This window comes from Rossellomorea vietnamensis, assembly GCF_001305855.1.
Classification (GTDB): domain Bacteria; phylum Bacillota; class Bacilli; order Bacillales; family Bacillaceae_B; genus Rossellomorea; species Rossellomorea vietnamensis_A.
The window spans coordinates 257939-271111 of the sequence record NZ_LIXZ01000002.1 but is presented as its reverse complement, the minus strand read 5'-3'; the positions used below and the strand labels follow the sequence as shown (position 1 = coordinate 271111).

Genomic DNA, 13173 nt, shown 5'->3' with positions numbered 1-13173 from the left:
GATGAAGGGGGATCTGAATGAATAAGAGTGATACATATTTAAGTATTAAAGAGCTTCTTTCCATACCTGCCATATCAGACTTACACATAAGTGAGGATGGCCATCACGTTGCATATGTCAAAAACATAGCTGAATGGGAAGAGAATACATATAGGAATTCCATCGTGATTTATGAAAAAAATAAGGGAGAATGCACCCCATTCACAGAGGGCACATCCCCACTATGGTCTCCGAATTCCAACCGTTTAGCCTATCTTTCAGCTGGTGAAGGGAACTCGGGAAATCAAATCTTTGTGGAGTCGTTCGATGGAGATGGCAGGGTTCAAGTCACGGATCAGAATGAAGGAATCATTCAATTCAAATGGCATCCTTCTAGCAAGGGATTTTACTATGTTGCACCGTCACCGGAATCTAAGGAAATCAGGATACGCAGGGAGAAGTATGGAGATTTCCACTATGTAGGCAAGGATTATCGAAATCACTGTTTATGGTACATGGATTTAATTGAACATGTCCCGCATCAACTGACAGACGGCAGGGATTTTCACATCCAAGAATTCGATGTTTCTTCCGATGGGGAAAAGGTGATTTTCATGGCTACGCCAAGCCCAGATGGAGAGGATGGTCAGAGGGGAGAGCTCTACCTACTCGATTGCCCAAGTGGGGAATTGCAGAAGCTGGGTGGAGATAAGGTAGTGGGAGGTAGCGTATGCTTTTCTCATCATGCTACGAAAATCTGTTACACGGCAAGCTTACGTGAGAAGGATCACTATAAAACTAATATCATGGACAGTACACTAGAAATCTATGATCTTACGAATGGTGAGCGGACTCAACCATTGATAGATTTTGACCATGCGGTTGTTCCCATACGCTGGACAGCTAAAGGGATTCTACTGATGTGGCAGGATAAAACGAATTATCGGATCGGGTTATTATGTGAAGATGGGAAGTTGAACATATTGGGGGGAACTGCGGATTGCTGCATCATGGAGGCCTCTATAACAGGGGATGGAAACCATCTGGCCTATCGTAAGGCTTTACCCAATGAAACATTCGAAGTCTATGCTGATGGTGAAAAAATAACCAATGAGAATGGTCTGCTTGAAGGGAGACTTACAAGTAATAGGGAGGTCATCTCATGGAACAGCAGTGATGGCCTTGAAATAGAAGGTGTTCTAACAACCCCGAAAGACGTGGATTGGAATAAAAAACACCCTTTATTGGTCTTCATCCATGGCGGTCCGGACTGGGCATCTTTCCCCATCCACTCAAGCTGCTTCAATGAAAAATATCCAATTGAGTCGTTTATTGAAAAGGGCTTCATCGTTTTGGAACCAAACTACAGAGGAAGTTCGGGATATGGGAATGACTTCTTAAAGGCAAACTATCGAAATCTGGGCATCGGTGATTGCGAGGATGTGATATCCGGTGTCGATGCACTTGTCAACCGGGGGATTGCAGATATTGATCGAGTCGGTGTGATGGGCTGGAGCCAGGGTGGATTCATCTCAGCATTCTGCTCTAACTATAGTGATCGATTCAAGGTTGCCTCAGTTGGAGGCGGAATAAGTAACTGGGTCACGAATTACGTGAATACCGATCTGCCTTCCTTTATCAGGATGCATGTAGGAGATACACCGTGGAACGACCCTGAGATCTATGCCAAAGCCTCACCAATGACCTATATCCAATCTGCCACTACTCCCACTTTGATCCAACATGGTGAAATGGATTCAAGAGTCCCCATTCCCAATGCATATGAACTCTATAAAGGACTCAAGGATATGGGAGTCGAGACAGAATTAGTCGTATTTGAAGGCATGGGATACAGCTCTGACAAACCAGGGATACACCGGGCTATTATGGAGCAGAATTTGAGTTGGTTTTTACGGTGGTTGGTTGATTAGGGACGGATCCGAATTAACCATTTATCTAAAAAAGCCATGGGACAGGTACGCTGTAATCAACGTACCCGCCCCATGGTATTCTTTTTCTGAAAATCAAGTCATCGAGATGATGATTTAACCCCAACTACTGCCACAGTATGATACCCACGTGACACGGGCCCTTCCAACACGCGAAGATCCATAAACTTCAATTGTTCCATCATCGGGAGCAATTCACTTCGGATCATTTTCTTGATTGTATCCCAGTCTTCTCCGTCCTTGCCATCGCAAAGAGTAATCAATACGGTTCCTCCAGGAGTCAGCACCCTCTCGATTTCTTTTAACGATTTGAACAGGTCCTCCCAGAAGTATACAGAATGGATGCTGAACACGGCTGTGAATTTTTCATCAGGGAAGGGCATTTCTTCAACCCTTCCGTGAACTAGAGACATCTGCTTTTGTCTGATAGCTTTTTTGTTTCGCACAGCTGCTGATTGGAGAAGGGTTTCTGACAAATCCAATCCGGTGACATTGTGACTTCCATTCAATGAAGCGATCTGTTTCATCGCATATCCTGCCCCGCATCCAATCTCAAGGACCTGTTCACTATCCTCAAGCTTGAGTTGTTCAATGGTCCATAGGGTTTCAGGTTTATGCTGACGAATCATCTTCTCCCCGATGAACCATCCAAGAACTCCAGCGGGACGGCTGTACTGGGTGTCCATGAGGTTCTGGAATTTTGCTTTTACACTCATTGATGTGCCCTCCTTTTATTCTTTGTGTATTTCCACTATAATTTTCTTATAACTATTAAACAATCCTATATTATTTATAGTTACTATAAAATATTTTTATAGTTAGGGGGAGTCGGGATGGAAATCAATCAGCTGATTGCATTTGAGCTTGTGGCGAGGCTTGGTTCATACAGCAAGGCTTCGAGACATTTGGATGTATCGCAGCCTACGGTCAGTTTGCGGATAAAAGAGTTAGAGAAAGATGTTGGGGGATATCTGTTTGTCAGGGCAGGAAAACAGATGGAGCTGACGGATTTGGGGAAAGGGTTCCTTCCCTATGCCAGGCAGGCTCTTGATGTGCTGCATAAAGGACGAGAAAGGGCATTATCCATCAAAGAAGGCAAAAGAGGGGAGATCACGATCGGAACCCTTCCGACATTTACATCCGGACATTTCACCTCGATTGTGAAGGAAATGTACACCTCATTTCCAGATATCCAGATAGCCATCCATACCGGCCATAATCAACAAATCATCGACATGCTTTATGAAGGAAGCGTCAAGCTGGGAATGATCACTTCTCCCTACTTTAATAAAGATTTGAAAAAGCTTTATAGTATAAGAGAACCCCTGATTCTCGTTGCCCGCCGTGATCAGCCTTTAAGCGGGATGAAGGATGGGAGTTATAGGGTAGAGGACATTTTTGAAACGAGCAAACCATACATCATGACGGATTGGAGCGAGGAGAGTAAGCATTGGCAACGAACCCATATGTCATTCGGGAGTGACACCATCGAATTGCCGCCTGCAACCGCAATGGAATTTGTCCTTAACTATAGTGGCACAGCACTTCTTACAGAATCAATGGCTTCTGCCTACTTAGAAGAAGGAACATTGGTTAAGCTTGAACCCGTTGATATGCCGGCTCTCTACAGGGAAATTGCTGTAGTAAGCCTGGAAAGTGAACAGTCCCTGCCTCCAGCTGCAAGGCGTTTTTTGGACACGTTGAGGTCCGGGTCATGGGGAAGAGGATAGAGCGGGTAACTTCCCCGCTCCATTGTTATGCATCTAATTCCTCAAATAGCCCAACTGAATTACCATACGGATCGCTAAACGTACACCAGGCAGCTGGTACACCTTCCCTGGTTTGTACTTCCTCTATTGTCGTATTCAATGATTTCATCAATCTCTCACGTTCAGAATAGATATCGTGAACTCCTAAACGCAACGGACCATTCCCGACTGCCGGCTCTCCTTTTGCCACTTGCAGCCACGTATTTTTTACAATCTCCCACTCGGCAAAATCCTCATGAGGGATAAAGTCAGGATCCCGATTGAATAGCTCTTTATACCAACTAAGTCCTTCTTCATAATCTGTGACTCGAACCTGAAATGTGACTCCAATATGTGTACTCATTCTATTACCTCCTTCTATACTTACTTACGTTAAATGTTATCGGAAGAGTGAAAGACTGTATTAAAACGTGTCATACAAAACACCTTCTTCTACTATATTACATTCAATTCAAAGATCCATTCTCCTCCCATCGTTTCCCAAAACATTGCATGTTCCTATCTTTTTAAGAATAGAGTGAAATAAAAAGGGTGAATAGGTTTATGAACCATTTTCATGAATTGTGCACGGAGTACGGAAGAATTCTGCAGGGAAAAGCCAAGGTGGAAAATGGTGTTTGTTCCGTATCAATCGACCGACATTTATATGTAACGATACAAGGAAGACCAAGCAGAGGGGAGCTGAAGGCAGGATTTTCATTTGAGGCACTGGATACAGAGGGACACGCATTGAATCTCGGGGAGGTGGTCTTGTTGGAAGAAGAAATCCCCGAATTCTCGAAACTGCTTATCCAAAAGGGATTAATTATCAGCGCTCTTCACAATCATTGGCTCTTTACCCAACCTGACATTATGTACATCCATTTTCAATCCGTGGAACCTCCACTGAGTTTTGCCCATAAGGCTGCTGAGGCTCTTGCTGTCCTAAAGAAATAAAGATTCATTCCGTTCCGGGGATGCTTATGATTTCCAGACGGTTACTTATTCACTCCCTCTTTTGTAAAATCATCCTAATTTTTCGAAACTTTTATCTTTCCTAAGACGTATATCATACTAGAAAAACCGCTTGCTGAGTCGGCTCAAATAGCTGTTGTAAAGGTTCTGGAGGAGATGACGATCTGTATTTATCCAGATCCTATAAAAATAAAAGCGAAGTTAACAGAATAATTGAAACTATTCCATTTTGGCTCCCGTCTAATAGGTAGTAGTGTTCAAGATAAAATACCCAGTTAATCCCAAATGATGATACAGACAAAACAGAATGGGGGAAAAAGTATGTGGCAAAAAAAATGGTCCAAACAGATCGAGGGGATTTTGAAATCTTTGAAGCAGGGAATGGTGAACCGTTATGTGTGACGCATCTATATAGCGAGTTTAACGAGCGCGGGTATCACTTTGCCGATCGATTTGTGGACGACTATAAAGTGTACCTTGTCAACTTGAAAGAAACGGGGAATAGCACTGAGATTCAAGATGAAGACGAGTTGAGTATGAGTGAAACCAGCAAGGATCTGGAAGCGATCCGATCAGCTTTAGGATATGACAGCTGGAACTTTGCGGGCCATTCCACAGGAGGAATGTTGGGGCTGGTTTATGCTGCTGATTATCCGGATTCTTTAAACCGATTAATTGTAGGTGGGGCCTCAGCTACCAATGAGTATGTGAATGATCAGGAAAGTATTTACTGCGATGAAAATCCGAATAACGACCGATTGAAAGAGGTATTTTCCATCCTTCAATCCGATGATGCAACCAAAGAAGAACGGAAGCGGGCACGCAGGGAATGGACGAAAATGTCCCTGAATGACCCTGGCAGATATGATGAATACTTTTCTAAGCCAAGCAGTGGAAAAGTGGTGCAGAAACGGTTAGAGTATTATGCTTCAAACGAACTGCCAACGTATGATATCAGAGAGGACATTTCGAACATACAAACCCCGACAATCGTTTTTTGCGGGAAACACGACTCTCAATGCCCATTTGTGTATTCAGAGGAAATCTTCAATCTAGTTCCCAATTCAACCTTTTATATCTTTGAAAATAGTAACCATTCCCCTCATATAGAGGAAAAAGAAAAATTCAGCGGAATGGTGAAGGACTCTTTTCATTTGGTCTGAAGTGAATAAATCTAAAGGACAAAGGAGCTTCAAACTACTGAAGCTCCTTTGTCCTTTTATCATATGGCTAGAGAAGAAACTTCCAATAAGCAAAACAGATAAACGTACAAATCCACGAAACAAACCCAAAGGCTGTCACAATGGTCGTTTCACCCCATCCGTATTTTAAGCCGTAGTGATAATGAATCGGAGTCATCCTGAAGATGCGTTTCCCTCTCGATTTAAATGAAGCAACCTGCAGAATGACCGAAAGCTGTTCCGCAAAATAGATAAAGAACAATAGGGGAATGAGAATCTCCACTTTTTCAATAACCGCAAGAAATGAAAGGGAGCCTCCTATCGCCAATGACCCTGTATCCCCCATAAAAGCCCGGGCAGGAAAGATATTATAAATGAGAAAGCCAAGTAAACAGCCGATCATGACTAAACAAAAAAGCTGCACCTCACTACTTTCAGAAATCATAAAAAAGAAAAAATAGGTCGGAATCGCGACCACTCCTAAAAGGCCGTCCAAACCGTCTGTAAAATTAATCGCATTGGCAGAGCCGACCACAAATAAGGTGATCACAACGAGATATAAGGCCATTGGAAGATTAATAGAGAAATCTTGATAGATGCCAATGGTCGTATCTATACCTTGCTCATTCATCAAGTAGAATAGCAGGGTACCCGTAAATAGAAATTGGAAAATAAGCTTCGTTCGACTTGAAACACCGCCGGGATCCTGCCGGGACGCTTTCCAAAAATCATCGAGGAAACCAATAAAGCTGAATAATATATACGTAATCGCCAGGAAATACATCAGGGGCGTAGGTGAAAAAAACAAGGATACGATAATACCTATGAAGAGAATGATGCCAAACATTAGCGGAGTCCCTTTTTTGATTTGGTGATTGGAAGGAAGTTCTTTTCGTATCGGTTGCAGGAGCTTTAATTTCCGTAGGAGTGCTATGAACAGCGGCGATAAAACAGAGACTAATAGAAACGCAATAATAGCAGGAATCAGTTGATCAGACATTTCATCTCTTCCCCTTTTCTCATTACCATCTATACATAAATTCTAGGGGGATTGTGGATATCCTCCAATTACTTACAAAAAAGTTATCTCGATCCCCAGTCTGTAGGGTGTGAAATCTATTTTCTTTTCCGAAAGAGGAAGGGGTTGGAAGGTTTTTACATCACGAACGTCAAATAAGTAGATGAAAAGTGGAAAATCAAAGACTAGTGGAAATCAAAATAGGAGGGATTATCGATGAACGAAAAATTGTTAAGGGTCGGAACGACATATATTCCAGTGGCTGATGTGGAACTTTCATCGGAATGGTATGTAACGAATTTGGAGGCAGAGTTAAACTACAAAGATGAAGATAAAGCCATTCTGAACCTTGCCAACCAAAGTATCTTCCTTGTTAAGTCAAAAGAAAACGAGAGTGCCAACTTTATAGATGTCCATGGTGAGGAACGTTTTTCTTTAACATTTGAAGTGGATGGGTTAAAGGCTCTGGAAAATGTGCGAGGGAATTTTATAAGCCGTGGGATGAAGGTAGGGGAGATTGAGGTCAGAGGTCACTCAGGGAGGAATTTTGTTTTTTATGATGTGGATGGCAATAAGTTTGATGTGTGGAGTGAACTGAGTCCGACGTTCAGGGAGAAGTATTTGATTTCGAAGACAAAATAGTATAGATGGGTCGGCCACATCTAAGGGGTGTGGTTTTCTTTATGAAGTAGTTTCTAGGTTCAGCTGCTGAATATATGAAAATAATCAACAGCTGAATGATCCCAAACCTACTTCGTACCTGATACAAAACCTGCAGGAGTTGGTCTCCCACCAAAAAAGGTGCTTATCCAAAACAGGATAAGCACCTTTTATATTATTATTTTCGGTTAAAAATTACTGAGCAACCTTCTCCTCACCTTCCAACTGCTGAGCACGTTGACGTATCGACTTCCTGAAATACAGCAATTCATAAAACACAGGAACAACAACAAGCGTCAGCACCGTGGCACCGGCAAGACCACCGATGACCACAACGGCAAGTGATTTCGAGACGAGACTTCCATCTTCCGTGTGACCGAAGAGAAGGGGAAGCATGGCACAAATGGTGGCAATCGCTGTCATGACAACCGGACGGAGACGGGTTCCACACGCTTCCAGGATGGCGTCACGAATGATCATTGTTTCCTCATTCTGCTTCACGCGGTCGATTAAGACGATGGCGTTTGTCACAACAATTCCGATCAGCATTAACGCTCCAATAAGAGCCGTTGCGTCTGCCGGGACCCGGGCAATGAGCAGTCCGAGGACTGCGCCGATTGAGGCGAGTGGCAGCGTAATGAGAATTGCCAGTGGTGCTTTCAACGTCTTAAAGGTCAGGACCATAATCAGGTAGACAATCATGATGGAAGCAAGCATCGTCATACCTAGATCCTTGAAGTCGTCAGCCTGCTGGGCAGCAGCACCTCCGGTATCAAGAGTAACGCCTTTTGGCAGGTCGATCTCCTTGATTTCAGTACCGATATTCTTAGAAATGACCGAAAGCTCTTCAGGTTTTACTTCTGCCGTGATCCGGACATATAAGTCACCATCTTTATGCAGGACGGTACTTGGTTTTTCCTCTTCCGTTATGGAAGCCACTTCTGTAAGAGGCTGGATGCCTGAGTTTGTTGCAATCGTCAAGTCATTCAAATCGGACTTCGACTTAGGATCAACCCCTGCGTCCAGAAAGACTGGTGTCGTTTCGTTATCCAAATTGATGGCTCCGATCGGCTGTGGATTCAGCAAGGAACGGATTTGCATAGCCGTTTGCTGGGCATTCGCTTTCTCCGTGTTGACATTCACGGTGAAGACAGGTGACGTTTTCTCCTGGTTGCTTGAGACTTTTTTCACTCCGTCTACATTCTCGATTTTATCCATGATTGTTTTGGAAGTAGACAGAAGTTCATTCGTGTCATTTCCAACGACGTCATAGGTGATACTTGAGTTGGAGGAGCCTCCGAAGATGGAAGATGGTGATGCTGTAATGGTCACACCTTCTTCATTCTTCTTCGTTTCATTCACTTTTTTGATGAAGGATTCGGCATTGGCTCCTTCTTCCAAGATGACGGTGTACACCGCCGTATCTGGATCGCTTACGGCTCCGTATTCGGCATTTTCTTCACTTGATCCGTACTGAGTGATCAAGTAATCGTATCCTTCAAATTCTGATAATGTGTCTTCGAATTCCGTCGTGCGCTCTTTGATCGTGTTTTCCGGTGTATCACTCGGGAACTCCATGGTGACAGCTACAAAAGAGGCGTCATTCGCACTTGTTGCCGCTTTCGGTAAAGCGACATAAAGCGCGATGGATCCCCCGAATACAAGAATGGCCAACAGGATGGGAACCCATTTATGGTTGAGTGACCAGCGCAGGACATTCACATAGCGATGCGGCGTGTTGTGTTTTGGCAAAGTCGTATTTTTCAACATGCCAAGGCTTAACAATGGCACGACCGTAACGGCTACAAGCAGGGATGCAAGCAATGAATACGTAACGGTCAATCCGAAAGGAAGCAGGAACGCTTTTAACGAACCGTTTACGAGTCCCATCGGCAGGAATACGGCCACTGTGATGAGTGTGGACGACGTGATCGCACGGGAAACTTCCTTTGTTGCGAGCAGAACATTCTGTTTGGACAGCTTCTCATTCTGACTGCGCCGGAAAATATTCTCGACGACGACGATACTGTCATCGACCAGTCGACCGACGGCCACCGCGACCCCTCCCAGTGTCAGGATGTTCAAGGTGACTCCGGATAACCAGAGCAGGAATAGCGTAATACCGAGTGATAGTGGAATGGACACAACGGTTATCAGGGTCGGCTTGAATTTTCTTAGGAATAAGAGAATGACAAGCGTTGCGAAAAGAGCACCCAGTGCCACTTCACGAACCATGGTGTTGACAGAGTTCTCCACCATATCACCTGTGGTAAACAGTGCGGTTGCTTCCACACCGTCATAGTCCTTGTTGATTTGATCGACCGTATCTTTTACGTCTTCTCCAGCGGTAACGGCACTGGCATCACTCTCCTTGAACAGGACGAATGCCAAAGCTTCTTTCCCATTGACACGGGTGATGGTGTTTTCCGCTTTTACTTTTTCAACGGTTGCGATGTCTTTCAATTTGACTGCAGGAGCATTCGGGACTTGCAGTGGTACCGGCAAGTTCTTCAGGGCGTCAACGGAGGTCAGATTGTCCGTGACATTGATTGTACTTTTCTGGCCATCTATCGTCGTGCTTCCCGCAGAGGCGGAAACATTTTGCCCTTGGAGCACTCCCATCACCGCGTTGACCGGGATATGTAACTTCTCCAGTTTGTCGTGATCCAGGTTGATTTGAACCCGTGGGCTGTTTTCCCCGGCGATGCTTGCTTGAGATAAGGAGTCTCGATTTTCAAATAACGGTTTAAATTCATCATTGACGAGGTTGATGTTCTTTTTCGTTAGTCCGTCTTTAAATGTCACCGATACCTGACTGATGGGAATCATCGAGGTGTTCAACTGAGAAATCTGCGGTTGTCCGACTCCTTCTGGGAGCTGGATTCCTTTGATGGCCTCTTCGACCTTATTCTTGGCTTCCTTCATGTCGCTTTTTGAATCAAAGTTGATGGTCACCTGGGAATATCCTTCCCCGGTCGTGGACAGGATCGATGTCTTCCCTGAAATTGATGTCACTGCCTGTTCTACAGGCTCTGTGATGTTCGTTGTCATGGAGCCCGCGTCATACCCCTGTCCCAGGGTGACGACTGTCACTTGTGGATTATCCGCTTCAGGCAGGAATTCCATTGGCAGACGGAAGTAACTGATGATGCCGAGAAGCAACGTGATGATGATAAATAGTGTCATGGCTGCCTTATTGCGGAATACCCAATTGGTTAAAGCTTGCATGTGTTTCCCCCCTAATACTGATTTGGCTTTTAACCTTCTTTTTAAAGATACTGTAATACTGATTGCATCACAGCCACCTCCAGGCTAATATTCGCCTAGGTCTTGAGGCGTAATTCATTTAGTCGCAAAATTCATTTTACGGTGGAGCATGGCGAGGTATTCTTACATACGTGTTAAATTTATGAAAGATCCTCCTCTATGTAAAAATATTCCTGGCACAATATAGTATTATAGTATGGATGGCAAGATGTGGGAATGGTAAATTCTCAATTCAATAAAAGTTTTACAAACCGATTGTCTATTATAAGAGTTTTTGGAATAATTGGAATAGATTGGATTGAATCGAGGATTGAAGAGGGAAAGTGTGAAGTGGCTTGTGGGACATGACCTTAGTTATGCTGCTAAGGACAACGGTTTGATTTCAGTTGGTTGCCGTTTGACTTTGCTATTGAATAACACAACGTATGAAATGAAATCGTCCATTTGAAAGGGGAGGATCCAAGTGATTCAAAATCAAACGATCCATATTCTAAATGGTACGGAGATGTACAAACACTTCAAAGAGACTGGGTTTCTTAAAACAGAAGAAATGATCCCGTTTAACGAGGCCATGTGCTATGGAGAGACGTGCGAAGATATATTTTCAGAAGAGTTTATCGGGATGCGTGCAAGGGTTCATCATGTAACGCCAGATCAATATGCTGATATTACGCTCAAGCCGTTGCAGCCACTCTTTAAAGGGACTGTTGAACATGTTTCTTTATGGTTTGATGAAGATATGTTCTGCCAAATGAATGTGCTGACGAACCTCGCCTGGTTGGAGCAGAGGGAGTATAAGGGAACGATCGATCTTCATCTTGTGGATGAGCAATATAAGCCTGTGAACGAATATTCCCTTGGAGCGAGAGGGTATGCAGCTCTTTACGAACAAGTGATGATTCATCATGAAAGGCCTGAAGCGATTGAGCTAAAACCTTTAAATAGAGGTATTGCACTTTATTTGGAATACCTTAAAAAGGACAGCGAGCTTATATTGTATATTCAAAAGCATCGGGCCGTTCCGGCAGAGAAGTTGGTATTGCTTCTATTTGAGAATTTTAGGGAGTATGGGTTAGGGGATACTCAGTATTTTGACATGATTGAGGATTGTCGGCGTAATTAAGGATTCATTTTAACGATACTTTTTAAAAAAATGAACGGGGTGATGTAGTGGGTGTTTATTATTTTGCCATTCTTTTTATCGGAGTTTTTCTAGTTTTTCGTGCAGGTTTACAGGCGTTTAGGCAAGGTTCTTTTTTAAAGCCGGGGGTATGGTTGTTTGGTGTTATGGGTGCGGTATTAATTGGCGTATCTATTTTCATGTTCACTCCGGGAAGTGCTGATATTGTGGCTGACCTTTTAGGGATGACTAACAAACCTGAATAGATAAGGGAATTTAAGGTTGGATATGGTCATACGAGTTGAATTATACTTTAGAAAATAGATAAAAGGAGGAGATCCACCATGAAAAAGGTTACACCATTCTTAATGTTTCAAAACGGTGATGCTGAGGAAGCAATGAATTTTTACACATCTTTGATTGAGGATTCAGCCATTACCAATATTGTTCGATATGGTGCAAACGAAAGTGGAGATGAAGGAACGGTGATGCAGGCAACGTTCACCTTGAAGGGGCAGGAATTTATGTGCATTGATAGCAATGTGAAGCATCAGTTTGATTTCACACCTTCTTTCTCCATCTTTCTAACATGCGATACAGAAGAAGAACTTGAATCTATCTATGGGAAGCTGAGTGAAGGTGGTCAAGCGCTTATGCCACTGGGAGATTACGGATTCAGCAAGAAATTTGGCTGGCTGAGTGACCGCTTTGGAGTATCGTGGCAGCTGAATCTACCTAAATGAAGTAATGGAGTGAATGTATGCTCAAAAGAAAATACGGAAACCGGACCGATTGGAAGCGGGTAACCCAAAGGAAATATGCTCAAGCCCATCTAACCACTAAGGAATTTCAAGGGTATATGACGCTGTTGAAGACAGTGAAAGTGAAGGAACCATTAATCACCCAATATGGAGACAAAGAAATATGCATCGTTGATAACGGATACATGTGGCTCCAGCACTTTCCTTTTGGGAAACATCATTCCGTGACTACCATGTTTGATGCAAATGGAGAGATTGTTCAGTGGTACATAGATATATGCCTGGAAAATGGAGTGGAGGACGGTGTTCCGTGGATGGATGATCTCTACTTGGATATAGTGGTGCTGCCATCTGGTGAGATCTATTTACTGGATGAGGATGAGTTGGAGCAGGCGTATAAAAGCGGACTCTCTCTAATGAGCAATATGATATTGCAAGGTTTGAAGTCAAAGAAATTCTGAGACAGTTAGGTAATGGCGAGTTTAGATTAATGACACTGGCTCAAGAACATAAGA

General features: G+C 43.5%; 14 protein-coding genes. 10 read left to right on the top strand and 4 right to left on the bottom strand.

Translation table 11 applies throughout. The annotated features are described in order from the left end of the window. The first annotated feature begins 17 nt into the window (after window positions 1–17). Window positions 18–1910 carry a S9 family peptidase gene (locus AM506_RS04405; RefSeq protein ID WP_060671191.1) on the top strand — a complete coding sequence of 631 codons (1893 nt, stop codon included), beginning with the start codon at window positions 18–20 and terminating at the stop codon, window positions 1908–1910. 98 nt (window positions 1911–2008) lie between these two features. Here AM506_RS04405 and AM506_RS04400 read toward each other — a convergent pair whose 3' ends face one another. Further along, window positions 2009–2644: a class I SAM-dependent methyltransferase gene (locus tag AM506_RS04400; RefSeq protein WP_060671189.1), complete on the bottom strand. Its 636-nt coding sequence runs from the start codon at window positions 2642–2644 to the stop codon at window positions 2009–2011. 117 nt (window positions 2645–2761) lie between these two features. Between AM506_RS04400 and AM506_RS04395 the strand changes: the two genes are divergently transcribed. Then, entirely contained in the window at window positions 2762–3658 is an 897-nt protein-coding gene (locus AM506_RS04395) for a LysR family transcriptional regulator (RefSeq protein WP_060671187.1), read from the top strand. A 25-nt stretch (window positions 3659–3683) separates the two neighbouring features. Here AM506_RS04395 and AM506_RS04390 read toward each other — a convergent pair whose 3' ends face one another. Then, the gene (locus AM506_RS04390) at window positions 3684–4040 is read right to left on the bottom strand and encodes a VOC family protein (protein ID WP_060671185.1); all 357 of its coding nucleotides are present in this window, start codon (window positions 4038–4040) and stop codon (window positions 3684–3686) included. 200 nt (window positions 4041–4240) lie between these two features. On the opposite strand from AM506_RS04390, the gene AM506_RS04385 reads away from it, so the two are divergent. After that, window positions 4241–4633, top strand: a complete 393-nt coding sequence (locus AM506_RS04385; protein ID WP_060671184.1) for a DUF1259 domain-containing protein — start codon at window positions 4241–4243, stop codon at window positions 4631–4633. Window positions 4634–4974: 341 nt separating this feature from the next. Then, on the top strand, window positions 4975–5814 hold the full coding sequence (locus AM506_RS04380; protein ID WP_235576038.1) for an alpha/beta fold hydrolase: 840 nt from the start codon (window positions 4975–4977) through the stop codon (window positions 5812–5814). 67 nt (window positions 5815–5881) lie between these two features. Here AM506_RS04380 and mraY read toward each other — a convergent pair whose 3' ends face one another. Further along, entirely contained in the window at window positions 5882–6832 is a 951-nt protein-coding gene (gene mraY, locus AM506_RS04375) for a phospho-N-acetylmuramoyl-pentapeptide-transferase (protein WP_060671182.1), read from the bottom strand. 234 nt (window positions 6833–7066) lie between these two features. Here mraY and AM506_RS04370 point away from each other — a divergent pair, with 234 nt between their 5' ends. Then, the gene (locus AM506_RS04370) at window positions 7067–7492 is read left to right on the top strand and encodes a VOC family protein (protein ID WP_060671180.1); all 426 of its coding nucleotides are present in this window, start codon (window positions 7067–7069) and stop codon (window positions 7490–7492) included. A gap of 213 nt (window positions 7493–7705) precedes the next feature. On the opposite strand, the gene AM506_RS04365 is transcribed toward AM506_RS04370, so the two are convergent. Continuing rightward, window positions 7706–10738: an efflux RND transporter permease subunit gene (locus tag AM506_RS04365; RefSeq protein WP_060671178.1), complete on the bottom strand. Its 3033-nt coding sequence runs from the start codon at window positions 10736–10738 to the stop codon at window positions 7706–7708. A 364-nt stretch (window positions 10739–11102) separates the two neighbouring features. Between AM506_RS04365 and AM506_RS23260 the strand changes: the two genes are divergently transcribed. The 5 genes from AM506_RS23260 to AM506_RS04345 all read left to right on the top strand — a co-directional run bounded on the left by AM506_RS23260 (window position 11103) and on the right by AM506_RS04345 (window position 13119). After that, window positions 11103–11225, top strand: coding sequence for a hypothetical protein (locus AM506_RS23260; RefSeq protein ID WP_268788374.1), 123 nt, complete (start codon window positions 11103–11105; stop codon window positions 11223–11225). 15 nt (window positions 11226–11240) lie between these two features. Then, window positions 11241–11900 (top strand): hypothetical protein, encoded by a 660-nt coding sequence (locus tag AM506_RS04360; RefSeq protein WP_060671175.1) that lies wholly within the window; start codon window positions 11241–11243, stop codon window positions 11898–11900. 47 nt (window positions 11901–11947) lie between these two features. After that, on the top strand, window positions 11948–12163 hold the full coding sequence (locus tag AM506_RS04355) for a hypothetical protein (RefSeq protein WP_060671173.1): 216 nt from the start codon (window positions 11948–11950) through the stop codon (window positions 12161–12163). Window positions 12164–12241: 78 nt separating this feature from the next. Further along, window positions 12242–12640: a VOC family protein gene (locus tag AM506_RS04350; RefSeq protein WP_060671171.1), complete on the top strand. Its 399-nt coding sequence runs from the start codon at window positions 12242–12244 to the stop codon at window positions 12638–12640. Between the two features lie 17 nt (window positions 12641–12657). Further along, window positions 12658–13119, top strand: a complete 462-nt coding sequence (locus AM506_RS04345; RefSeq protein ID WP_235576037.1) for a DUF402 domain-containing protein — start codon at window positions 12658–12660, stop codon at window positions 13117–13119. Window positions 13120–13173: the final 54 nt, after the last annotated feature.

Excerpts from the sequence above, each read along its gene's own strand:
- AM506_RS04405 (WP_060671191.1), top strand. The coding sequence starts at position 18 with ATGAATAAGAGTGATACATATTTAAGTATTAAAGAGCTTCTTTCCATA.
- AM506_RS04400 (WP_060671189.1), bottom strand. The coding sequence starts at position 2,644 with ATGAGTGTAAAAGCAAAATTCCAGAACCTCATGGACACCCAGTACAGC.
- AM506_RS04395 (WP_060671187.1), top strand. The coding sequence starts at position 2,762 with ATGGAAATCAATCAGCTGATTGCATTTGAGCTTGTGGCGAGGCTTGGT.
- AM506_RS04390 (WP_060671185.1), bottom strand. The coding sequence starts at position 4,040 with ATGAGTACACATATTGGAGTCACATTTCAGGTTCGAGTCACAGATTAT.
- AM506_RS04385 (WP_060671184.1), top strand. The coding sequence starts at position 4,241 with ATGAACCATTTTCATGAATTGTGCACGGAGTACGGAAGAATTCTGCAG.
- mraY (WP_060671182.1), bottom strand. The coding sequence starts at position 6,832 with ATGTCTGATCAACTGATTCCTGCTATTATTGCGTTTCTATTAGTCTCT.
- AM506_RS04370 (WP_060671180.1), top strand. The coding sequence starts at position 7,067 with ATGAACGAAAAATTGTTAAGGGTCGGAACGACATATATTCCAGTGGCT.
- AM506_RS04365 (WP_060671178.1), bottom strand. The coding sequence starts at position 10,738 with ATGCAAGCTTTAACCAATTGGGTATTCCGCAATAAGGCAGCCATGACA.
- AM506_RS04350 (WP_060671171.1), top strand. The coding sequence starts at position 12,242 with ATGAAAAAGGTTACACCATTCTTAATGTTTCAAAACGGTGATGCTGAG.
- AM506_RS04345 (WP_235576037.1), top strand. The coding sequence starts at position 12,658 with ATGCTCAAAAGAAAATACGGAAACCGGACCGATTGGAAGCGGGTAACC.